Raw genomic sequence first — 21,342 nt, 5'->3', positions numbered from 1 at the left:
TAATCAGGTAAGGCGAACTTTAGTATGGAGATAAGGTTACTAATTTCGGGGTTTTATTCTCCGAAATATTCTACAAAGTTTCTTGGGGTTTCGTAAAGGCGAAGGCTGTGCAGTTTTCCTGTGCTAGTGATTTTGGTTACCTCTGGTTCCAATATCTTCCAGATTTCCATAACCAAAATTTCGCAGCTGGCCATTTTACCTTGCATGAAGTCCACATCCATGTTCAGGTTTTTGTGATCTAACTTTTCGATCACTTCTGCCCTAATTACATTTGAAAGCTGCTTTAGATCTACTACAAAACCCGTTTCCGGATCTGGTTTTCCCTTTACAGTCGTAATTAATTCAAAATTATGCCCGTGCCAATTGGCATTCGCACAAGGGCCAAATACCTCAACATTCTTTTCTTCCGACCAATTAGGATTGTACAGCTTGTGTGCTGCATTAAAATGCTCTTTCCTACTGATGTAGATCATACCTTCTCTTCAATTTCGCTGCAAATATAATGGGTATTTGCTTAACTTTGGCAAGCACAAATTCAGATACTTTATGATTGTAGTAACGGGAGCAGCGGGGTTTATAGGAAGTTGTTTAGTAAGCAAATTGAATAGCGAAGGCTTTAATCACATCATTGTGGTTGATAAATTCGACAATGAAGAAAAAAACAAAAACTTAGAAGGTAAACGCATTCTTGAGTCTATCGATAGAGACGACTTCTTCACTTGGCTGGATACTGTGGGCGAAAAAGTAGAATTCATTTTTCACCTTGGCGCCAGAACAGATACCGCTGAGTTTGACAAAGACTTGTTAAGTAAAATGAATACAGAATACACCAAACAGATTTGGGAGAAATGTATTCAATATCAAATTCCATTGGTTTATGCTTCGTCTGCGGCTACTTATGGTTTGGGCGAATATGGCTATGATGACAACCAAGAAAACATTCCCAACCTGATTCCTCTAAACCCTTATGGTGAATCGAAAAACGATTTTGATAAGTGGGCGATATCACAAGAAGAACAGCCTTTCTTCTGGGCTGGTTTAAAGTTCTTTAACGTGTATGGGCCTAATGAATACCACAAAGGAAGGATGGCCTCAGTGATTATGCACGCCTTCAACCAAATTGATAAAACAGGCGCAATGAAACTCTTTAGATCTCACAATCCAGAATTTAAAGATGGTGAGCAAATGAGAGATTTCGTTTATGTGAAAGATGTGGTTGACGTTTGTTATTTCTTGATGCACCACCGAAAAAACTCTGCCATCTACAACTTAGGAAGTGGCAAAGCCAGAACTTTCTTAGACCTTGTAAAGGCCACTTTCAAGGCAATGGACAAGAAAGAAGAGATTTCATTTATAGATACACCTGCCGACATTCGTGATAAGTATCAGTATTTTACTGAAGCGAATATGGCCAAGTTAAAATCGATTGGCTTTACGCAAGAGTTTACTTCTTTAGAAGAAGGTGTAGAAGATTACGTGAAGAATTATCTATCTAGCCACAGTTATTATTAATCGTTGGTAAATTATAGACACAAAAAAAGGTAGAGCGCAAACTCTACCTTTTCTGTTTTTAAAGTTCTTTAATTCCTTAATCACCCCCCAATCCATTCGGCTACGAAGAGATTGGTATCTCTTGTTCCTCCGTTATTTCTGTTGGAAGAGAACACCAAATATTTTCCGTCATTCGAGAACACAGGGAAGGCATCGAAAGTATCGTCTTGTGTAATTCGCGTTAAGCCAGTTCCATCAATATTGATCATGTATAAGTTGAATGGGAAGCCACGCGTAGCGGTATGGTTTGAAGCAAAAATGATTTTTTCACCTGAAGGATGGAAGAAAGGCGCCCAGTTGGCTTGCCCCAAATCTGTAAGTTTCCTAAGGTCAGAACCATCTGCATTACAAATGTAAAGTTCCATGTTGGTAGGCATTACCAAACCTTCTTTTAGTAAGTCCTGATAAACCTTAATGTCTTCTTCTGTTTTAGGTCTAGAAGATCTGAAAATCAATTTCTCGCCATCAGGAGAGAAAAAAGCACCACCGTCATAACCCAACTCATTGGTAATTTGCTTTACATCAGAGCCATCAATATTCATGGTGAAGAGCTCTAAATCGCCAGTTCTCATAGAAGTAAAAACGATTCTATCTCCTTTTGGTGATACTGTAGCCTCAGCATCGTAGCCAGGGTTATCAGTAAGCTGAGCAATGATTTCTCCATCCATATTGGCCGTGAAAATATCGTAGTCAGGATAAATCGGCCATATGTATTTACCGTCCTCGCGAGGCCCAGGAACAGGAGGACAATTCTCGTCTCCCAAATGAGTAGAACCATAAACGAAGGTATTATCTGGTAGAAAATAAGCACATGTTGTTCTTCCCATACCAGTGCTCACCATTTCTGGTTTATTGTTCTTTAAATCGTCATTACGCCAATCGGTAATAAACATTTGGTCACAACTAGCACCCCATTCGGCATAATCAGACTGAAATACTAAGTAATTATCATCAAAGCTCCAGTAGGCCTCAGCATTATTTCCTCCAAAAGTCAATTGCTTAATATTCTTAAGGAATTTCATTTCCTCTGGTTTTAAAAGAAGTGAATCTAAATTTTCTTGCGACTCTACTTCCGTAGTTTTCTGCTTCGGTATATTACAGCTAAATACAATAACTAGTGTTAATAACAGACAGTACTTATTCTTCATTATGATGTCGTAAATTAGAGTTGCGAAGATAAGGATTATTATCTTTGAGCTTAAATTCTACGACATGAGAAAAATCACCTTTTACATAAGCATTATATGCATTATTGGGCTAGGTAGCTGTACTAGCTATACTACCGATAAAGAAATTCGCACGAGTATAGAAAAAGATATTGCCTATTTGGCCGATGACAAACTAGAAGGACGGGCTATTGGAACTGAAGGCGAGCAATTGGCAGCTGAATACATAGCCGCAGCTTTTAAAAAGTATGGACTTGAGCCCAAAGGCACAGATGGTTATATGCAGCCATTCAACGTAAAAAAGGCCACAAACCCACATGAAGAAGCCGTAATTGGCGATGCAGAAGGCGGAATTACTGGAAGAAACGTAGTTGGATACATTGATAACGGAGCTGAAAACACAGTGGTCATTGGTGCACATTTCGACCATTTAGGATATGGAGAAGAAGGTTCTCTTTACCGAGGTGATAAGGCCATTCATAATGGAGCCGATGATAACGCCAGCGGTACAGCAGCCATGATTCAATTAGCAAGGATTCTTAAGAATAAAGGGAAAGATAAAAATTACCTTTTCATGGCTTTTTCTGGAGAAGAAAACGGCCTCTGGGGTTCAAATTACTTCTCGAAAAACTCTACCATTGATTTAGGCAGCGTGGATTACATGATCAATATTGACATGGTAGGCAGAATGAACGAGGAAAAAACTTTGGCCATTAATGGTGTAGGTACTAGCCCTGTATGGATGGACAAAATCGAAGCGGCCAACACAGACACATTGAAGCTAGTGACTTCTGAATCTGGGATTGGACCGTCCGATCACACTTCGTTCTATTTACAGGATTTACCCGTACTGCATTTCTTTACAGGCCAACACGAAGACTATCACCGTCCTTCGGATGATGCTAATAAAATCAATTACCATGGCATAGTAAAAGTAGTTCGACTTATTGAGCGATTAGTATTATCGCTTGACCAAGAAGAGAAAATCGCTTTTACTAAAACCAAAGATGAATCTGGCGATAGCCCACGATTCACGGTTTCACTTGGAGTGGTACCGGACTACCTATACGATGGCCAAGGCATGAGAATAGATGGTGTGTCTGAAGATAAACCAGCACAAAAAGCAGGTATGCAAAAAGGAGATATTGTGATGAAGCTTGGCGACTCTACCATTGTAGATATGATGAGTTATATGAGAGCCCTTGCTGCCTTCCAACTTGGCGATGAAACCAAAGTGGAGTTTAAAAGAGGCGAAGAATTAAAAACGGTGGATATAAAATTCTAAGGTGATTATACTTAGAACCATACTTTCTTTCCTAAGGGACAAACATTACAGAAATTTGCTTTTTGCAACTATAACGGTGCTGGTAATCGGCACCGTTACTTATCATTACCTCGAACAGTGGACTTGGTTAGACTCTCTCTATTTTTCAATCATCACTTTAACCACCGTAGGCTACGGAGACTTCTCACCTCAAACTGATTGGGGTAAAATCTTCACCATCATCTATATCGTTATTGGAGTTGGTCTCATCCTTACCTTTATCAATACGGTATATACCCATTTTAAAAACATTCCTCAAGACCACTTTCACCATAAGAATTAAAATGCTTATAAACTTGTGATCACACCGAACAGTTGTCAAACTTTGGTGCAAATCAAATTTTACGATAATTCGTTACCTTGAATAAAAGAGAAAAAGATGAACAGCATACAAATAAAACAAAGGATACATGATTATATTGATCAAGCAAACGAACGTTTTTTAATGCTTGTCAATGAAATGATCGATGCCGATAAGAAACAAGACTGGTGGGATGACTTAGACCCTAATATACAAGCATCAATTGACCGCGCCCTTGCTCAATCAGAACAAGGGAAAGGAAGGCCACATTACGAGGTAATGAGCGAGATCAGAGCAAAACATCAAAAGTGAATTATTCTGTTAAATGGTTACCTGAAGCAGAAATAACATATGCAATGGTGATTGGATATCTTGAAGAAAACTGGACCGCAAAGGAAATCAATAGTTTTCTAAACCGAACAGATGAAGTCATCAGTTTTATATCACGTAATCCCAAACAATATCTATACTCCAAAAAGAAAGAAGTCTACCGTGCCGTTGTCACCAAACAGATCAGTTTGTATTATAGGATTAAACTGAAAGAAATAGAACTATTGGTTTTTTGGGATAGCCGTCAAAATCCAGCCAAATTAAAAGTTTGAGTTTTTTCAATAGTGGTCTGGTAACAGCTAGACAATGAACTAGTCGTGAGTAATTAGAGTAATGAAAAAGGAAAGTATATTTATTGGGGTTCTATTGCTAGCTGCTATTTTCGGTTGTGCTTATGTATACAAACAACTCCATCAGCCTATTGATTTACTAGAGGAAATCAATGATATACGAAATAATTCTCCTAGTTCAGCCAATGATCGACTACAGGACCACTATTCTTACATGGAAACTTTGGAAACACTTAAAGCCTCAGGGGCTTTAACTGAAGGAATCAAGTATCTAGACATTCTTATTGAGAAAAATACAGATCACAAGTCGGTTTATCAGTTAGAGAAAGGAAAGCTATTATTCTCAATGGATAACTTTAAGCATGCAATTGAGTCTTTCTCCGCTGCGATAAGGGACTCACCTTATGGAAGTCCATCAGCATTAGAATGGCGAGCCTATTCCTATATTAATTTGAAAGATTGCAAATCAGCTATATTAGACGCGGAATCATTAATTGAAAAAGACTCCACCCATTGGGATCGATATCATCAGATAAAAACTTATTGTGATTCCATTTCTAGATTAGAAACTGCATTACAATAGGAATTACCATCTGGTTTTATAAACCCAGAATTCCATGAACCATCTTATTCCAATAGCAGTTTGAATACCATGCAAAACCATTTTGATTTAGTAATTATAGGAGGCGGGCCCATCGGACTGAATTGCGCTATTGAAGCCACAAAAGCCAACTTAAATTACGTGGTATTAGAAAAGGGAACTTTGGTGAATTCCATCTATCACTTCCCTACCAATATGACCTTCTTTTCCACTTCCAATTTGTTAGAAATTGGTGGTGTACCCTTTATTTCGCATACCGATAAACCTACAAGAAGGGAAGCCTTAGAATATTTTAGAAGGGTTCAGGAAAGCTGGAAGTTGAACATAAAACCCTACACCAAGGTAGATAGTATGACTTCTGAAAACGAAGTGTATCACATCAAAACAAGCAAGGGCACCTACACCGCCAACTATGTAATCGTGGCCACTGGTTTTTATGATACACCCCGTCTCTTGAATATTCCGGGAGAAAGCTTACCCAAGGTGAAGCATTTTTATGATGACCCTCATCCTTACGTAGATCAAAAAATAGTGGTAATTGGTTCGGCCAACTCGGCTTGCGATGTGGCTTTAGAAACTTATTATAAAGGAGCGGAAGTGACGATGGTGATTCGTGAACCAGAAATTTACCCTAAAGTGAAGTACTGGATTCGCCCGAATATCATCAACAGAATTAAAGAAGGTGCAATCAAAGCCTATTTCAATTCCACAGTTACTGAAATTACAGAAAACCAAGTACACATCAATACACCTGACGGGCCATTAACGATTGAGAACGATTTCGTTTTGGCTATGACTGGCTACAAACCCAATTATACTTTATTCGAAGCACTGGGTATTGATGTTTCGGAAGATGAATTGAAAGTACCTGTGCATCATGCGGACACTTTAGAAACCAATTTGCCCAATGTATATGTAGCTGGAGTAATCAATTCGGGAATGCAGACAAGCACGCTGTTTATAGAGAATACAAGGGTGCATTCTGAAATGATTATTAAAGCTATTCAAGCTAAAAATCCATCTTTAAAGTCGCAGTGAGATAGTCAGACTAGAGGAAAACTTTCCAAAAGTTTAAACTTTTGGAAAGTTAAGGTTAGCCCTCTTTCCATTTGATATTGCAGCCCAAACTTGGTCGCTGTTCAAAATCAATTCCCTTATTATTGAGCACGCAGTCTAAGGCAGAACGTAAATCTTTGCCCGTTACTGGCTGGTCATTTCCTGGTCGGGAATCATCTAATTGACCACGGTACACACATTTTAGTCCTTTATCGAAAATATAGAAATCGGGTGTACAAGCCGCTTGGTAGGCTTTGGCAACCTCCTGGCTTTCATCGTGCAGATAAGGAAAAGTATAGCCTACTTTTTCGGCCTCCACCTTCATTAAGTCTGGCGAATCTTGTGGGTAGTTTTCAACATCGTTTGAGCTGATGGCTATAAAAGACACGCCTTTTGCTTGATAATCTTTTGCTAAGGCTACAATTCCTTCGTCCACATGCTTCACAAAAGGGCAGTGATTGCAGATAAACATAATCACCGTGGCTTTGTCAGATTTCAATTCATCCAATGACTGCATTTGACCAGAAACGGTATCTAGCAATTTAAAATCAGGAGCTAGCGTTCCTAGCTGTAGCATGTTTGATGGTGTACGGGACATGATTTAGTTATAAATTTATTAATACTTAATAATCGTAAAGTTCCTCAACTTTCAGATCGCGTATTAAATGCCGTTTTAAAAGGAGGAAAGTCAAGTCTTTTTATAGAATTGAATTTTCTGAGTTCATTTGGATCACTTACTGGGTAGAAGGTTTGAAATCTATAATATTCAATTTCTCCACCTCCACGCTTAGGACGATTCATTTTTTTAAACCGAATTGAATAAGGCTTCCCTCCAATAGAAAACATAAGGTGATTGTTGTCAAACAAATATTTATTCTCTGGTTTGTCATACACGAGCAAAATTGTTTCAATATTATCAGGAAGATATCTGTAATTTACGTTGTCAATATGAAAGTCTTTATCATCTAGATGGTCTCGTGTTAAAGCAGAAAAGTGTCTAGTCAAAGTATGAAAGTAACCGAATGCATCAATTCTAATTATGACCCCGCTAACTTCAAACTCGATGAAGTTTTTATCCTTGAATTCATAATACTCTTGAAGAAGATAATAAGCTTTTTTTCCAAATAATGTAGTTGACTTTTTCTGGTATTCGGCCAAATTACTTCCTACAAAATCTCTTTTTTGATACTTTATTAAATCCTTAAGCTGATTGTTAGTTTCTGATAAAGCCATTATTAAGAGTTCGCTCTTATGATTTGTTTTAGAAATGAGTTCTTTCCATTCTTCATAGTGACGGTTGAGAAATGCAATATCTTTTATTACCTGCTCTCTGGGAATTTCTCCTTTCCAATCATGAGCGGGGTAGTGACCGTTCAAATTTCGGAAATAAGTAGAATGGACTCTAAGAAATTGGGCAATGTCAAGTTCTGGAAAATCATATGGATTTAAAGTAGAATCATCCTCTGAGGAATGTAAAATAGGTAAGATGTTACAAACTGCAATTTGTTCAGATAACAACATTTTCTCACCGGCATACAGCTTACGCAGTAGTTCCGATAGAATCTCAGGAGTTGACCCAGGTTCGGTATTCTTTGGATCACTTACTTTATCTAGTTCTTCTCTTGTGTATAACAATGCGTGTGTGATTTATTTATAACAGCCTTATATTGTAATCATCTAAACAAAGATGCGTACGCTTACCTTTTAGCAAAAGTTGTTCAGAATGAACTAAAAATCACTAATCAACACCTTATTGTACGTTAGATTAGTTTCATCAATACTAAAATGAACCCTAACTGGTTACTATTCAATACCATTAATGGATGGTTGTTTTTAAGGAAAAGTCTAGAAATAAAATAGCCTAAACTTTTTCATTGATAGTGTATAAACTTTATAGGCTCTTACAGAGAAGAAAGACAACTTTTCTTTATCCAGAAATCATACTAATTATCAAACCAAATGCGCCAGTGCCAAACCAGCGAAAGTTAGGGCCAAGAAGAAGCCGAGCATATCGGTAACTGTGGTTAAAATTGGGCCAGAAGCCAAAGCTGGATCCACTTTCATTTTCTTTAAAAACAATGGAATTGTACCTCCAATAGCAACGGCAACAACGGTGTTAATGGCCAAAGCACCCCCCACTACTAGGCCTAAATAGGCATTGCCCTGCCAAAAGAAAGCTGCCAAGCCAATCAATGCACCAAGCACTACTCCGTTGATCAAGCCCACTTTGACTTCTTGCCAAAGCACTCGCATTAATTCATAAGGCTTTACCACCCCTAGCGAAAGCTCTCTTAAACTTACCGCCACGGCTTGGTTACCAGAACAGCCACTCATGTCTGAAATTACTGGAAGGAAAACAGCCAAAGCAATTACTTCTTGCAGCGTGTCTTGGTAAAAAGCAATTACACTGGCCGCAATTATATTCAAAAGTATGTTCACGCTCAGCCAAGAAAGCCTTCTGCGCGAACGCAGCATTACGGGCATGGTACGCAGTTCTTCCCCACCCACAATACCTTGCGTTTCTAGTAACTCCGTATTAAAACGGTCGTTTTCAGCCTCCCTTACATGTTTACGCATCACAATACCGAGAAGTATGTTGGCATCGTTGACTACAGGCACTCCATAAAAATCATACTTATCAAAAAAGCTGATGAGCTCGGTGAGGTGATCTGTATCCTTTACTGTAAGGGCATTTTTAATCACAATTTTTGAAAGCGGAACCGAGGCTTTTGAAAGCAATAAGTCGCGCATTTGAAGCACCCCAACAAAGACACCATCATCAACCACATAAATGTACTGAACGTTGTAATCTTCGTATTCTTCAGAATTATCGCGGAGCTTGGTGGTGATTTCGCCTACGGTCTCAGTACACTCAAAAGCCAAGTATTCCGTAATCATTACCCCACCGGCACAGTCCGAATCGTAATGGATTAGCCTACGAATGTTCTCCGCTTCTTTCGGATACATTTCCTCCAAAATGGCATGCGCATCATCGTCATCCAGTTCAGAAATAATATCCACCTGTTCATCAGAATAGAGTTGATTTAGAATAGAAGCAGCTGTTTCGGTTTCTACATCTTCGATCAGTTGAACGGCTTGGGATTGCGGAATTCGCTCCAGTAAGCTTGCTCCATCTTCGGCACTCATTAATCCAAGCAAATCATTCTGCTCGGCCCTGTTTAAATGGCTAAAAGCATGAATAATGTCTTCCGACTTATTCTCATCCATGTAATCATGAATACCCTCTTGATCGGAAGAAGCAATTAATTCAGCCAGTTGCTCCCACGATTTCACTTCCTTCTCCATGCTGATTTTTCTCTTTTACTTTCTTACCCCTATGTGCATCAGGGCATCTCCTTGGTGAACAATTGGATTGTTATTCAAACCTATCACATAACCAGAAACAGGGCTTTTAATTTTGATTTTCGAACCCCCAAAAGGGTCACTGATATGACCGATAAGCTGGTTTTTCTCTACTTCGGAACCATACGGAACCATTGTTAAGAAAACACCTGAGGTTTTCGCCCTAATCCACGATGAGTTATTGATAGTTTTGGTCACATGTGGTGCTTCTGGCGCGCGTTCGCGCATACCTAAATGTTTCATTACCCTTAACGCCCCGTTTATGCCTTGTTGAATTGCAAATTCATCAAAACGAGCCGATTCACCCCCTTCATACACCAATATTTGCTTGCCCATTTTAGCCGCAGTTTGGCGCATAGACTTAGGCCTAAACGGACTGTTTAAAATAAACGAAGGTTGAAAAATTTCAGCGATCTTTTGATTTTTAGGTTCCTTCAGTGCGCAGCGTATTTGCGGATAATTCGTGCGGTCGGCCCCTCCTGTATGGAAGTCCAAACCCATATCTATTTTAGGAATTATATCTGTAGTGAGATAATGAGCTACCCTAGCGGCCAAAGAACCATTTTTATTTCCCGGAAATGACCGGTTCACATCTTTGCCATCGGGCACATAGCGGCTAAAGTGAATAAAGCCAAACATATTAATGATGGGAATACAAATGACAGTTCCTACCCTAGGTATGTGCTGGTCTTTTTCAATTATTCTGCGGACAATTTCGGTACCGTTAATTTCATCACCGTGCATGCCTCCACTGAGGAGCAAAGTAGGCCCGTCAATTTCTGAACGGGCCACAGTAATGTGTAAATCAATTGGTGAATGCGAAGGGAGCCGCGCAATATTAATATTGATTTTGGTCTCCTGACCTGGCAATATTTGCTTGCCTCCGATTATTAATGGTGCTCTCAATACTTATTTCTTTTTCAGTCTAATATCATAAACATCTGTTCTTCTATCTTTCAGGTTACGAACTGCACCCTTGTTATGTAGCGTCCAGAGCAAGTCTAAATCTACATCGGCCACCAAAATCATTTCTGTATTTGGCGTGGCCTCGGCTTTAATTCCTGTGGTTGGGAAAGCAAAATCGCAAGGGGTAAAAACCACAGACTGCGCAAACTGAATGTCCATATTTTCAACCTTAGGAAGGTTACCAACCGAACCCGCAATGGCCACGTAACATTCGTTTTCAATTGCCCTTGCTCTAGCGCAATAGCGAACTCGCGAGTAACCGTTTTGAGTATCAGTCAGGAACGGAACGAACAGAATATTCATGCCATCATTAGCCAAAATTCTTGGCAGCTCAGGAAATTCCACGTCATAACAAATCAACACACCGATTGGGCCACAATCAGTTTCATAAACTTTAATGGTATCTCCGCCCGTTAAGCCCCAATACTTGGCCTCATCTGGAGTCACATGCATTTTGGTGTACTCTTCAAAAGTGCCATCTCTTCGGCACAAAAAGCCCACATTATATAGTTTAGGGCCATCCATTTTAGGCATACTGCCTGTAATGATGTTTACATTGTAGCTAATCGCCAATTTGGAGAAACGCTCTCTAATTTCATCGGTAAACTCTGCTAGCTTGCGAATGGCTTCGGCCTCAGAAAGGTGATTGTACTTTGCCATTAAAGGGGCATTGAAGAATTCCGGAAATAAAGCGAAATCACTTTTGTAACCCGAAACGGCATCGACAAAGAATTCAATTTGCTCGAAAAGCTCATCAATTCCATTGTAGGGGCGCATTTGCCATTGAATTAACCCTAAGCGAACTACTGTCTTCTGATCACTAAGTTGTGGCTCTTGCTCAACATAATAGATATTGTTCCACTCTAAAAGTACTGCATAATCCTCTGACTCGTCATCACCCGGCATGTAGCCTTTAATCACCTTGTTTACGTGAAAATCATTGCTCAACTGGAAGGTCAGGGTTGGATCATATAGTTCCTTTAGCTTTACTTTATCTATGTACTGCCTTGGGGTAAGCTCATTTGAGTATTTATGATAATTCGGAATTCGACCACCGAAAACAACCGCCTCTAGGTTCAAGTTTTCGCAAAGTTCCTTACGGGCGTCATAAAGTCTTCGACCCAAGCGCAAGCCCCTAAAATCTGGCTTTATAAACACCTCGATACCATAAATTACATCGCCATTAGGGTCGTGGGTAGAAAAAGTATAGTTGCCAGTTATTTTTGCATAAGTGTGATTATCGCCAAATTTATCGTAGTCTACAATTAAGCTCAGGGCGCAACCTGCTATTTCATCATCAGCCACAATCACCAACTGACCTTCAGGAAAAATATCTATGAGTTTCTGAATATGGTGTTCGTCCCACCAGCCTCCCGACCAATTTTCGTAGGCCGCTTTCATAGATTCGGTTAAGTTTTTGAAGTCACTAATTTCAAGTTGCCTCAGTTCAATTTTCTGTATTTCCCTCATATCTCTTTAAGATAGTAAATGCCTGCAATGTTCAAATAAAAAATGATTGATTGTAAGAATATTTCCACTTAAAAAAGCCCTTCAGTCTTATGGCAAATCATTTTATCTATGACAGCCATTTCACTCCAAAGTCACATTTAAACATCTCCATTTTTTAACACTCCTTAACATATTAACACCGCAAGTAAATTCTCTAAGTCTACATCTAAGCTTACAAACGAATAAGAAATTAAAACTCAAAAATTATGAAAAAGTCAAAAATGAAATGGTTAGGAACACTAGGATTAGCAATATTATTAGCTTCTAGTTTAAATGTAAATGCACAAGGATTTAGAGGAGAGCAAAAACCGCAGTCGGACCACCCGATGGAAATGAATAGAGGCAAAAAGTCTGACCAAATGAGGCCAGAGCAAAGGGGGCCAAAAATTCCAAACCTGACTGACGCTCAAGAAAATCAGCTGAAGGAGTTTCGTTTAGAAGAAATGAAAAAAGCGCAGCCCATTGAAAATTTAGTAGCTGAAAAAGAAGCTCGACTAAACACCCTCACTTCTGCAGAAAAGTATGATGAAAAAGCGGTGAACAAAGTGATCGAAGAAATTGGAGATCTGAAAGCTGATTTGGCGAAATTAAAAGTAGCTGGTCAACAGAAAGTCAAAAGTATTCTAACAGAAGAGCAGTTGGTGTTCTTTAACCAACATCAGCAAAAAGGACCTAAACAAAATGGGCCAAGAAGAAAATAAAAATCGGTAGCTTAGTTTTAACATAGGTTTGGGTGGAGTAAAATCTACCTAAACCAAATTACATCAACCATTACTTGTCAGAAGATCAACTCATATTAGCATTAAAAGAAGGCTCAGAAAGTGCTTTTCGCGACTTGGTGGAAACCCATCAAAATCGTGTATATAATACATGCCTTGGATTACTGCAAAACGAGTCGGATGCAGAAGAAACTGCGCAAGACGTATTTATTGAGGTCCACCGTTCCATCGGTGCTTTCCGTGGCGACTCCAAATTATCGACTTGGCTTTACAGAATCGCCACCACTAAATCATTGGAGCTGATCAGAAAAAACAAGCGCCAAAAGCGTTTTGCCTTTCTTCAATCTTTGGCAGGAAGCGATGAAAAAAGTGACAGCCTAAAGCAAGCACATTTTGTACACCCTGGAATTGAAATGGAACAAAAGGAAAATGCGGAAGCACTTTTTCAGGCCATTGCACAATTACCAGAAACCCAAAAGGTAGCTTTTACCTTACATAAAATTGAAGGTCTGGCCTATCAGCAAATTTCTGAAATTATGGAAACAAGTGTTTCGTCAGTGGAATCGCTCATGTTTAGGAGCAAAAAGAATTTGCAAAAGACTTTAAAGAGTTACTATGAAAAAAATTTTAGGGATTAGCACAAGTATTTTTGGAGAAGAGCATCGAATAGAATGAGCATGAAAAACGAAAACAACATAGAGACCAAAATCAATCAAGCCCTCAATAGTATCGAAGGCATTGAGTCGGCTGAAGTGAAGCCCTATTTCTATACACGCCTACAAGCGAAAATGGAAAATCAGATGGCGCCATCATACGGGAAGTTCTCTATTTTAGCCAACTTAAAATTAAGCTTGGCCATGCTGGCAGTTTTCTTTGTATTCAACCTTACCAGTATTGTTTTTCTTTCTGGAAGTCAAAACACAGACTCTACAGCAACATCTGCTCTTGACGAGTTTTCTGAGGAGTATTTCTCGAACCCAAATGTTTACGATTACCTAAACGATTACTAAGATGGACTTTATTAGACGCAATAAACTATTAGGTGGTGCAGTCATAGTTCTGGTAATTTTCAATGCTGCCCTCTTGGTTTTCTTATGGCTCGGCCGACTTGAGAATAACCGTTTGAATAACGGCCCAGAAGGCAAAGGAAGACTTTTAGAAGAACGCCTAAACCTTTCACCCGATCAAGTTGATCAGTTAGAAACTCTTAAGGCAGCTCACTTTAGGCAGGTCAACCAATATCAAAGAGAATTCAATGAAACTAGAAGACAACTTCATGGTCTTTTAAATACAGAAAATCCGCAAGAGAAGGCCAGAGTATTAGCTGGTAAAATGGGTGATATTCAATCTAAAATTGAAATTTCTACTTTTGAACACTTTGCTTCAATTAGAGCAATATGCACAACTGAGCAACAAAAAACCTTCGATAAAATTATATCCGAAGTACTTAGAGTAGAGCCAAACGGTAATGGGCCTCAGGGTGTAAGACCTCCTCCAGAAGGTGGCCCGGCAGGAAACAGACCTCCTCCGAGAGAGAAAGGTGGTCGTTAAAATTATCGAACTTTTTAAATACGTTAGAGCATTTAGGGTTCGTTAAAGAAATGAAGTTTTCAAATCCCTTCGTAAAAATGATTTGATACAAATATGTTTTGGTTGATAAGGAGTTCATACGGGGCTCCTTTTCTTTTTTCACCCCAACACGAACAAAAGAAAACCCCAACCAAAGGCCGGGGTTTTAATATGTTTAGCGCAGTATACCTATTTATTCTTTAGGCCCTTCTTCTTTCTTTTTACTCGCTTTTTTCTTCTTTGTTTTCAACGTTAAGGCCTCACCTTCTCCGCTGTAATCAGCAATAAGGGTATCGCCTTCATTTACGCTTCCTTTCAAAATCTCTTCAGCAATTTGATCTTCCAAATATTTCTGAATAGCCCTGTTCAAAGGTCTGGCACCAAACTGAGGATCAAAACCTTTATCGGCCAAGAAGTCCTTGGCTTTTTCGGTCAATTCAATTTTGTAGCCCATGTCTTCAACACGAGCAAACAACTTAGTCAGTGTGATGTCGATGATTTTGTGAATATCTTCTCTTCCCAAAGAATTGAAAATAATCACATCATCCAAACGGTTTAAAAACTCAGGGCTGAAAGTCTTTTTCAACGCACGTTGAATGGTATCTTTCATTACAGCATCCTCGTTTTCCTTTCTCGACTGAGTGCTAAAACCAATTCCAGAACCGAAATCCTTCAAGTCACGTACCCCGATATTCGAAGTCATAATAATGATGGTATTTCTGAAATCCACTCTTCGGCCTAAGCCATCTGTAAGGATACCGTCATCCAATACCTGCAATAGAATATTAAAAACGTCTGGGTGTGCTTTTTCGATTTCATCAAGCAACACCACAGAATAAGGCTTTCTTCTTACTTTCTCAGTAAGCTGACCTCCCTCTTCGTAACCCACATAGCCCGGAGGCGCTCCTACCAAGCGAGATACCGAGAATTTCTCCATGTACTCACTCATGTCTATTCTTACCAAAGAATCCTCTTTGTCGAATAAATAGGTTGAAAGCTCCTTAGCTAGCTCTGTTTTACCAACTCCAGTAGGACCTAAGAAAACAAAGGTTCCTATTGGCTTTCCTGGGTCTTTTAGACCAACTCTGGTACGCTGAATCGCTTTAGTCAATTTAGCAATTGCCTCATCCTGACCAATCACGCGTTTCTTAAGTTGTTCGCCCATTCCGACCAGTTTGGATTGCTCTTTTTGTGCAATTCGTTTTGTAGGAATTCCCGTCATCATAGCGATAACTTCGGCTACATTTTCTTCATCAACGGTGTAGCGCTTCGCTTTACTTTCATCTTCCCATTTGGCCTTCGCTCTATCAAGCTGGTCAATGAGTTTCTTTTCTTTATCTCTTAATTGAGCAGCCTCTTCGTATTTCTGACTTTTAACTACTCGATTTTTTTCTTTCTTAATATCCTCAATGGCAGCCTCTAAGCTAACAATGTCATCTGGCACATGGATATTGTTGATGTGTACTCTTGCACCCGCTTCATCTAAAACGTCTATGGCCTTATCTGGCAGAAAACGATCAGAAATATAGCGATCAGAAAGCGCCACACAAGCCTTAATAGCCTCTGGAGTATAATTTACATGGTGGTGCTCTTCATACTTTTCTTTGATATTTTCAAGAATCATAGCGGTTTCCTCAACTGTAGTTGGATCAACCATTACTTGCTGAAAACGTCTTGCTAGCGCACCATCCTTCTCGATATATTGACGATACTCATCCAAAGTTGTCGCTCCAATGCATTGAATTTCACCACGAGCCAACGCTGGCTTAAACATGTTAGAAGCATCTAGCGAACCTGAGGCTCCGCCTGCTCCCACAATCGTATGTAACTCATCAATAAAGAGAATCACTTCAGGCGACTTTTCAAGCTCGTTCATCACAGCTTTCATTCGCTCTTCAAACTGACCTCTGTATTTAGTTCCAGCTACAAGAGATGCCAAATCGAGCGTTACTACTCTTTTATTGAACAGTATTCTCGACACCTTCTTCTGAATAATTCTTAAAGCCAAACCTTCGGCAATGGCTGATTTACCCACGCCTGGCTCTCCAATAAGAATCGGATTGTTCTTTTTTCTTCTACTTAAGATTTGAGCTACACGCTCAATTTCTTTCTCTCTCCCCACAATCGGGTCGAGCTTATCTTCTTCCGCATATTTGGTCAGGTCGCGACCAAAGTTATCGAGCACAGGCGTACGCGATTTTTCAGTGCCTTTTTGACCTGGTTTATCGGAAGAAGCTCCCGATCCGCCTCCAAACATTTTTGAAGAATCGTCATCAGAATCATCCGTATCAGATGATGCCAATGGTGTTTCATTGTCTGTCTGGTATTCCAGCATTTCCTTTACGACCTCGTAGTTCACATCAAATTTTTCTAAAATCTGAGTGGCAATATTGTCTTCGTCTCTTAAAATAGAAAGCAACAAATGCTCAGTACCAATCAATTGGCTCTTAAAGATTTTTGCTTCTAAATAAGTGATTTTAAGTACTTTTTCTGATTGACGGGTAAGCGGAATATTTGCCAAATTTTTGACATTATGATTGGCCGTACCTTTGGTGGCACGCTCTACCGATTCTCGCAATTCTTCTAGTGAAGTACCAAGTTTTTTTAAGATACTCACAGCGATGCCTTCTCCTTCTCTGATCATTCCTAGCAAAAGGTGCTCCGTGCCAATATAATCGTGACCCAAACGAAGCGCCTCCTCACGGCTCAGCGAAATGACTTCTTTTACTCTATTCGAAAATTTAGCTTCCATTTATTCCTTTCTGAATGGCTTGTTCTAATTATTATAGGATAGATCAATATAGTATTTTCTATTTACGATCTAACACAAAACGTAATCAAAAGATTATTTGTTCAATGAACTAACAACTGACCTCCTTAAAACCTCTAAGGCTTCTGGGCCTGTACAAAACAAAAGATCTAAGATGTTAAGGTTTGAAACAAAGTTACTGCCAAATATCTGTTGGTAAGGTTTTGGGTCGAACCAAAACAGTTCCGAGATTGGCTTTCTAGGGTGAATATCACCCCTCATATCCATTAAATCGGGTTTGGCAATTTCTTCAAGGTTTTCTTGCCAAAATACAGGCGTGTCAATTTGCAGAAACTTGAGACACATTGTCAGTAATGACTTGTTAAGGGCAAATAAATGACTTGGGCTTGAATACAGTATATCCTTTATTTCTTCTGAATAGAAATCAAAGAAAGGAGATTTACCATAGGCAGACTGAATGGCACGCCAATGATTATTCACCCATTTTTCGTGATAGTCAATTTTAACTTCCTGAATTGGGATTCTCTTATTCGCACCAAACACGGGCACTGATAAGTCAAGCGGACCATTCGCGGTTAAAATTGTACTTCGGTTTAAATAAGTTCTTTTTTCAAACCGCCCTTGGCTTGCAATGTAGATTTCATCTGCTTTATAAAGCGCAGAAAAGTAAGCGATAGATGGCAAATAATGAAGTTCTATGAGAATGCTCTGCATCAAAACAATCCTTCAGTCTCTCCCAAACCTTCCCTAATGATTTCGAACTGATCGTTAGAACAATCTATAACGGTTGAAGGTACATTACCCCCATACCCTCCATCAATTACAATATCAACAAGGTTTTCGTACTTCTCGAAAATCAAACTCGGATCGGTTGAATATTCAATCACATCGTCTTCGCCCTGAATAGAAGAAGTAATAATTGGCCGCCCTAGTTCTTTTACTAAAAGGCGTGGAATGCTGTTGTTAGGCACTCTAATCCCCACCGTTTTCTTCTTGGCATTCAAGATTTTCGGCACACTACTGTTAGAGTTTAAAATAAAGGTATAAGGCCCTGGAAGTACCTTCTTCATCATTTTAAAAACAGGAGTACTCAATTGCTTAACATACTCCGAAATCTCACTCAAATCGTAACAAATAAATGAAAGGTTCTGGGGTTTTACGTTTTTGATTTTACAAACCCGCTCCACGGCTTTGGTATTTGAGAAGTCGCAACCAATACCATAAACAGTATCAGTTGGATAAATAATTACTCCCCCATCTCTCAAAACCGATACGATATAATCGATTTTTTCCTGTTCAGGGTTCTCAGGATAAAGTCTTATTAATTCGGCTTGCATTAGTCTTCATTTAACGAATCGAAGTTATGACAAAAACCCTATTTTTGTAACCCAATGAAGAAAAGAAAGATTTTCCTATTAGCAATGGTGGTGTTTTCAGTACTCCTCACCTCCTTTAGTTTTTATTTCTACCAAATGTTTTACGGTGCCAATATTCTTATTGAGCAAGCCGACACCTCTATTACAATAGAGTATGGTGAAGGATTTGACGAAGTACGAAACAAGTTTTACGATGCCAACATCATCAATGATCCTATATCATTCAGTTTTGTATCAAAAACCATGGGTTACCAAGATTTGGTAAAGCCTGGGGTTTATTTCTTAAAATCTGGTATGTCCAACCTTGAAGCGGTAAGAATGCTCAGAGCAGGCGATCAAATGCCTGTTAGAATTACTTTCAATAATGTTAGGCTGAAAAATGAACTGGCTGAAAAAATCACCGACAACACCGGTATTCAACCAAGTGAATTCGAAGCACTTTTAAATGATGATGCCTTCTTGGAAAAATATGGAGTTAATACAGAAAATGTAATGACCTTGTTTTTGCCCAATACCTATGAGGTATACTGGACAATTAAGCCTGAGGAATTATTCTCTAAAATGGCCGAAGAACATAAGAAATTTTGGACGGCAGACAGATTGGCAAAAGCAAAAGCACTAGACTTAACACCTGTTCAGATATCCGTTTTAGCCTCTATTGTTCAGGCCGAAAGTATAAAAAATGACGAGCGCCCAACTATTGCAGGGCTTTACCTCAACCGCCTTGAAAGAAATATTGCGCTTCAGGCCGACCCTACTTTAGTTTATGCCTTAGGTGATTTTACAATCCAAAGGGTGTTGAATGAGCACAAGAGGGTTCAAAGCCCATACAATACTTATTTAAATAGAGGCTTACCTCCAGGACCAATTAACTTGCCCACCATCCCCTCTATAGATGCAGTATTGAATTACGAAAAGCATGATTATATTTATATGTGTGCCAAAGAAGATTTTTCTGGGTATCACAGGTTCGCCAAAACATTGGTTCAGCATAATAAGAATGCAGCCTTGTTCCAAAAAGCACTGAACGAAAGAAGAATATTCAGATAATGTATACTGCTTCCACCCAAATCAGGGTAAGATATGCCGAAACAGACCAAATGGCTTATGTCTATTATGGTAACTATGCTATGTACTACGAAGTAGCAAGAGTTGAAGCATTGAAACAAATTGGGTTCAGTTATGGTGAATTAGAAAAAGCGGGAATTATGATGCCTGTACACGAAAACTACAGTAAATATCATAGCCCAGCCAAATATGATCAGCTGCTTACTATTAAAGTGACCATACCAGAAATACCGAAAGTAAGAATGCGCTTCAATTACGAAATAAGAAACGAACAAGATGAGCTTATTAATGAGGGCATGACCATGTTGGTTTTCGTAAATATGGAATCCAATAAACTTACCAAGGCACCAAAAGAATTAGTTCAAGTATTAGAGCCCTATTTTGATGAAAAATAGAATTCTAAAATTTGTATTTGAAAACAAGTATTACCTTAAACTGGTAGCCTTTCTTCAGAAGATCAAGCTAGGGAAAGACAAGATTGGTCTTTATGATGCCATTCTGATCTTTATCAGGAAAATGTCAAATGATGAAATTCTAGATCGCGCCAACGGGGTAGCATTTAGTTTCACGATGGCCATTTTTCCAGCAATTATATTTTTATTTACATTAACACCCTACATTCAAAACTTCTTCCCTGAACTCACCAACGATGAGATCATCGGGTTTTTGAAAGACATTTTACCTTCGAATTTATACAACGCAGCAGAGACTACGATCCATGATATTATTAGTAAACAGCGTGGCGGACTACTTTCAGTTGGCTTTATTCTTACACTAATTCTGTCTACCAATGGTATGACCTCACTAATGAGTGCCTTTAATGCTTGCTATAAAACCAATGAAACTAGGGGCTTTTTCTCCATTAGGTTCATTGCTACTATATTAATTTTCATTCTTGCACTATCCTTTATCATCTCGATTGCACTGCTTATTGTAGGGCAACAAATGATCCTTGATTCGGAAATTAGATCCATCATTAATGATAATATTTCTGTGGATCTGGTCTTTATTTTGAGGTTCGTATTTCTATACCTTATCTTCCAAATCGCCATATCTTCCATATACTATTGGGCTCCGGCAATCCACGAAAAATGGCATTTCCTGAGCATAGGATCAGTATTTTCAACACTAGCCATTATTGTCTCTTCATTTGGTTTCTCTTATTATGTTAACAATTTTGGCAATTATAATAAGCTTTATGGTTCCATTGGGGCATTGTTGGTTTTAATGCTTTGGCTATTCATAATTTCACTCATTCTACTGGTAGGATTTGAGATGAACGCGGCTATCGACAAGGCCAAAATGGAAATTCGTGAAGCAAATGATAAATAATTTTGCCCTGGCTATTTGCAAAAATAAAATTACCACTATCTTTGCAGTCCC

24 protein-coding genes are annotated in these 21,342 nt (G+C 39.0%); 14 read left to right on the top strand and 10 right to left on the bottom strand.

Features of this window, described 5'->3' with window-relative positions; translation table 11 throughout:
- Nucleotides 1-53 precede the first annotated feature (53 nt).
- Entirely contained in the window at nucleotides 54-473 is a 420-nt protein-coding gene (locus MB14_RS06635; protein WP_053222561.1) for a 6-pyruvoyl trahydropterin synthase family protein, read from the bottom strand.
- A gap of 73 nt (nucleotides 474-546) precedes the next feature.
- On the opposite strand from MB14_RS06635, the gene rfaD reads away from it, so the two are divergent.
- On the top strand, nucleotides 547-1,512 hold the full coding sequence (gene rfaD, locus MB14_RS06630) for an ADP-glyceromanno-heptose 6-epimerase (protein WP_062590709.1): 966 nt from the start codon (nucleotides 547-549) through the stop codon (nucleotides 1,510-1,512).
- A gap of 80 nt (nucleotides 1,513-1,592) precedes the next feature.
- Here rfaD and MB14_RS06625 read toward each other — a convergent pair whose 3' ends face one another.
- Nucleotides 1,593-2,573 carry a TolB family protein gene (locus MB14_RS06625; RefSeq protein WP_221405468.1) on the bottom strand — a complete coding sequence of 327 codons (981 nt, stop codon included), beginning with the start codon at nucleotides 2,571-2,573 and terminating at the stop codon, nucleotides 1,593-1,595.
- A 190-nt stretch (nucleotides 2,574-2,763) separates the two neighbouring features.
- Here MB14_RS06625 and MB14_RS06620 point away from each other — a divergent pair, with 190 nt between their 5' ends.
- The 6 genes from MB14_RS06620 to MB14_RS06595 all read left to right on the top strand — a co-directional run bounded on the left by MB14_RS06620 (nucleotide 2,764) and on the right by MB14_RS06595 (nucleotide 6,601).
- Nucleotides 2,764-4,002: a M20/M25/M40 family metallo-hydrolase gene (locus MB14_RS06620; protein WP_062590702.1), complete on the top strand. Its 1,239-nt coding sequence runs from the start codon at nucleotides 2,764-2,766 to the stop codon at nucleotides 4,000-4,002.
- 1 nt (nucleotide 4,003) lies between these two features.
- The gene (locus MB14_RS06615; protein ID WP_062590699.1) at nucleotides 4,004-4,324 is read left to right on the top strand and encodes a potassium channel family protein; all 321 of its coding nucleotides are present in this window, start codon (nucleotides 4,004-4,006) and stop codon (nucleotides 4,322-4,324) included.
- A 96-nt stretch (nucleotides 4,325-4,420) separates the two neighbouring features.
- Entirely contained in the window at nucleotides 4,421-4,654 is a 234-nt protein-coding gene (locus MB14_RS06610; RefSeq protein ID WP_062590697.1) for a hypothetical protein, read from the top strand.
- A complete protein-coding gene (locus tag MB14_RS06605; RefSeq protein ID WP_062590694.1) occupies nucleotides 4,651-4,944 on the top strand; it encodes a type II toxin-antitoxin system RelE/ParE family toxin in 294 nt (97 codons plus the stop codon). Before MB14_RS06610 ends, MB14_RS06605 begins: the two co-directional genes overlap by 4 nt.
- Nucleotides 4,945-5,005: 61 nt before the next feature.
- The gene (locus MB14_RS06600) at nucleotides 5,006-5,545 is read left to right on the top strand and encodes a tetratricopeptide repeat protein (protein WP_062590692.1); all 540 of its coding nucleotides are present in this window, start codon (nucleotides 5,006-5,008) and stop codon (nucleotides 5,543-5,545) included.
- Nucleotides 5,546-5,614: 69 nt separating this feature from the next.
- Complete coding sequence (locus MB14_RS06595; RefSeq protein ID WP_062590690.1) at nucleotides 5,615-6,601, top strand: YpdA family putative bacillithiol disulfide reductase; 987 nt, start codon at nucleotides 5,615-5,617, stop codon at nucleotides 6,599-6,601.
- A 55-nt stretch (nucleotides 6,602-6,656) separates the two neighbouring features.
- Here MB14_RS06595 and MB14_RS06590 read toward each other — a convergent pair whose 3' ends face one another.
- The 5 genes from MB14_RS06590 to MB14_RS06570 form a co-directional block, all read right to left on the bottom strand.
- Nucleotides 6,657-7,196 (bottom strand): thioredoxin family protein, encoded by a 540-nt coding sequence (locus MB14_RS06590; RefSeq protein ID WP_246032657.1) that lies wholly within the window; start codon nucleotides 7,194-7,196, stop codon nucleotides 6,657-6,659.
- Between the two features lie 65 nt (nucleotides 7,197-7,261).
- Nucleotides 7,262-8,254 carry a hypothetical protein gene (locus tag MB14_RS06585; protein WP_062590686.1) on the bottom strand — a complete coding sequence of 331 codons (993 nt, stop codon included), beginning with the start codon at nucleotides 8,252-8,254 and terminating at the stop codon, nucleotides 7,262-7,264.
- A gap of 315 nt (nucleotides 8,255-8,569) precedes the next feature.
- Nucleotides 8,570-9,925, bottom strand: coding sequence for a magnesium transporter (mgtE, locus tag MB14_RS06580; RefSeq protein WP_062590684.1), 1,356 nt, complete (start codon nucleotides 9,923-9,925; stop codon nucleotides 8,570-8,572).
- 15 nt (nucleotides 9,926-9,940) lie between these two features.
- Entirely contained in the window at nucleotides 9,941-10,888 is a 948-nt protein-coding gene (locus MB14_RS06575) for a succinylglutamate desuccinylase/aspartoacylase family protein (protein WP_062590681.1), read from the bottom strand.
- 3 nt (nucleotides 10,889-10,891) lie between these two features.
- On the bottom strand, nucleotides 10,892-12,418 hold the full coding sequence (locus tag MB14_RS06570; protein ID WP_062590679.1) for a carbon-nitrogen hydrolase family protein: 1,527 nt from the start codon (nucleotides 12,416-12,418) through the stop codon (nucleotides 10,892-10,894).
- Nucleotides 12,419-12,663: 245 nt separating this feature from the next.
- Between MB14_RS06570 and MB14_RS06565 the strand changes: the two genes are divergently transcribed.
- The 4 genes from MB14_RS06565 (at nucleotide 12,664) to MB14_RS06550 (ending at nucleotide 14,727) form a co-directional block, all read left to right on the top strand.
- The gene (locus tag MB14_RS06565) at nucleotides 12,664-13,158 is read left to right on the top strand and encodes a Spy/CpxP family protein refolding chaperone (RefSeq protein WP_062590677.1); all 495 of its coding nucleotides are present in this window, start codon (nucleotides 12,664-12,666) and stop codon (nucleotides 13,156-13,158) included.
- Between the two features lie 74 nt (nucleotides 13,159-13,232).
- Nucleotides 13,233-13,814: an RNA polymerase sigma factor gene (locus tag MB14_RS06560; RefSeq protein WP_062590676.1), complete on the top strand. Its 582-nt coding sequence runs from the start codon at nucleotides 13,233-13,235 to the stop codon at nucleotides 13,812-13,814.
- Between the two features lie 39 nt (nucleotides 13,815-13,853).
- The gene (locus tag MB14_RS06555; RefSeq protein WP_132644159.1) at nucleotides 13,854-14,186 is read left to right on the top strand and encodes a hypothetical protein; all 333 of its coding nucleotides are present in this window, start codon (nucleotides 13,854-13,856) and stop codon (nucleotides 14,184-14,186) included.
- 1 nt (nucleotide 14,187) lies between these two features.
- Entirely contained in the window at nucleotides 14,188-14,727 is a 540-nt protein-coding gene (locus MB14_RS06550) for a Spy/CpxP family protein refolding chaperone (RefSeq protein WP_062590671.1), read from the top strand.
- A gap of 211 nt (nucleotides 14,728-14,938) precedes the next feature.
- Here MB14_RS06550 and MB14_RS06545 read toward each other — a convergent pair whose 3' ends face one another.
- The 3 genes from MB14_RS06545 to MB14_RS06535 form a co-directional block, all read right to left on the bottom strand.
- Entirely contained in the window at nucleotides 14,939-17,497 is a 2,559-nt protein-coding gene (locus tag MB14_RS06545) for an ATP-dependent Clp protease ATP-binding subunit (RefSeq protein ID WP_062590669.1), read from the bottom strand.
- A 93-nt stretch (nucleotides 17,498-17,590) separates the two neighbouring features.
- Entirely contained in the window at nucleotides 17,591-18,229 is a 639-nt protein-coding gene (locus MB14_RS06540; RefSeq protein ID WP_062590666.1) for a WbqC family protein, read from the bottom strand.
- Nucleotides 18,229-18,852, bottom strand: coding sequence for an L-threonylcarbamoyladenylate synthase (locus MB14_RS06535; RefSeq protein WP_053222543.1), 624 nt, complete (start codon nucleotides 18,850-18,852; stop codon nucleotides 18,229-18,231). The genes MB14_RS06540 and MB14_RS06535 overlap by 1 nt, the downstream gene beginning before the upstream one ends.
- 54 nt (nucleotides 18,853-18,906) lie before the next feature.
- Here MB14_RS06535 and mltG point away from each other — a divergent pair, with 54 nt between their 5' ends.
- The 3 genes from mltG to MB14_RS06520 are packed head-to-tail and all read left to right on the top strand — an operon-like array spanning nucleotide 18,907 to nucleotide 21,291.
- Complete coding sequence (gene mltG, locus MB14_RS06530) at nucleotides 18,907-19,941, top strand: endolytic transglycosylase MltG (protein WP_062590664.1); 1,035 nt, start codon at nucleotides 18,907-18,909, stop codon at nucleotides 19,939-19,941.
- The gene (locus MB14_RS06525) at nucleotides 19,941-20,354 is read left to right on the top strand and encodes an acyl-CoA thioesterase (protein ID WP_062590662.1); all 414 of its coding nucleotides are present in this window, start codon (nucleotides 19,941-19,943) and stop codon (nucleotides 20,352-20,354) included. The genes mltG and MB14_RS06525 overlap by 1 nt, the downstream gene beginning before the upstream one ends.
- Nucleotides 20,344-21,291 (top strand): YihY/virulence factor BrkB family protein, encoded by a 948-nt coding sequence (locus tag MB14_RS06520; RefSeq protein WP_062590660.1) that lies wholly within the window; start codon nucleotides 20,344-20,346, stop codon nucleotides 21,289-21,291. The genes MB14_RS06525 and MB14_RS06520 overlap by 11 nt, the downstream gene beginning before the upstream one ends.
- Nucleotides 21,292-21,342: the final 51 nt, after the last annotated feature.

The organism is Roseivirga ehrenbergii, assembly GCF_001593005.1.
In the GTDB taxonomy this organism is placed as follows: domain Bacteria; phylum Bacteroidota; class Bacteroidia; order Cytophagales; family Cyclobacteriaceae; genus Roseivirga; species Roseivirga ehrenbergii.
The sequence above is the reverse complement of the archived record's forward strand: the minus strand, read 5'-3'. Positions and strand labels throughout refer to the sequence as shown.

Coding starts and splice junctions, on each gene's coding strand:
- MB14_RS06635 (WP_053222561.1), bottom strand. CDS start 473: ATGATCTACATCAGTAGGAAAGAGCATTTTAATGCAGCACACAAGCTG.
- rfaD (WP_062590709.1), top strand. CDS start 547: ATGATTGTAGTAACGGGAGCAGCGGGGTTTATAGGAAGTTGTTTAGTA.
- MB14_RS06625 (WP_221405468.1), bottom strand. CDS start 2,573: ATGAAATTCCTTAAGAATATTAAGCAATTGACTTTTGGAGGAAATAAT.
- MB14_RS06620 (WP_062590702.1), top strand. CDS start 2,764: ATGAGAAAAATCACCTTTTACATAAGCATTATATGCATTATTGGGCTA.
- MB14_RS06610 (WP_062590697.1), top strand. CDS start 4,421: ATGAACAGCATACAAATAAAACAAAGGATACATGATTATATTGATCAA.
- MB14_RS06600 (WP_062590692.1), top strand. CDS start 5,006: ATGAAAAAGGAAAGTATATTTATTGGGGTTCTATTGCTAGCTGCTATT.
- MB14_RS06595 (WP_062590690.1), top strand. CDS start 5,615: ATGCAAAACCATTTTGATTTAGTAATTATAGGAGGCGGGCCCATCGGA.
- MB14_RS06590 (WP_246032657.1), bottom strand. CDS start 7,196: ATGCTACAGCTAGGAACGCTAGCTCCTGATTTTAAATTGCTAGATACC.
- mgtE (WP_062590684.1), bottom strand. CDS start 9,925: ATGGAGAAGGAAGTGAAATCGTGGGAGCAACTGGCTGAATTAATTGCT.
- MB14_RS06570 (WP_062590679.1), bottom strand. CDS start 12,418: ATGAGGGAAATACAGAAAATTGAACTGAGGCAACTTGAAATTAGTGAC.
- MB14_RS06565 (WP_062590677.1), top strand. CDS start 12,664: ATGAAAAAGTCAAAAATGAAATGGTTAGGAACACTAGGATTAGCAATA.
- MB14_RS06555 (WP_132644159.1), top strand. CDS start 13,854: ATGAAAAACGAAAACAACATAGAGACCAAAATCAATCAAGCCCTCAAT.
- MB14_RS06550 (WP_062590671.1), top strand. CDS start 14,188: ATGGACTTTATTAGACGCAATAAACTATTAGGTGGTGCAGTCATAGTT.
- MB14_RS06545 (WP_062590669.1), bottom strand. CDS start 17,497: ATGGAAGCTAAATTTTCGAATAGAGTAAAAGAAGTCATTTCGCTGAGC.
- MB14_RS06540 (WP_062590666.1), bottom strand. CDS start 18,229: ATGCAGAGCATTCTCATAGAACTTCATTATTTGCCATCTATCGCTTAC.
- MB14_RS06535 (WP_053222543.1), bottom strand. CDS start 18,852: ATGCAAGCCGAATTAATAAGACTTTATCCTGAGAACCCTGAACAGGAA.
- mltG (WP_062590664.1), top strand. CDS start 18,907: ATGAAGAAAAGAAAGATTTTCCTATTAGCAATGGTGGTGTTTTCAGTA.
- MB14_RS06525 (WP_062590662.1), top strand. CDS start 19,941: ATGTATACTGCTTCCACCCAAATCAGGGTAAGATATGCCGAAACAGAC.
- MB14_RS06520 (WP_062590660.1), top strand. CDS start 20,344: ATGAAAAATAGAATTCTAAAATTTGTATTTGAAAACAAGTATTACCTT.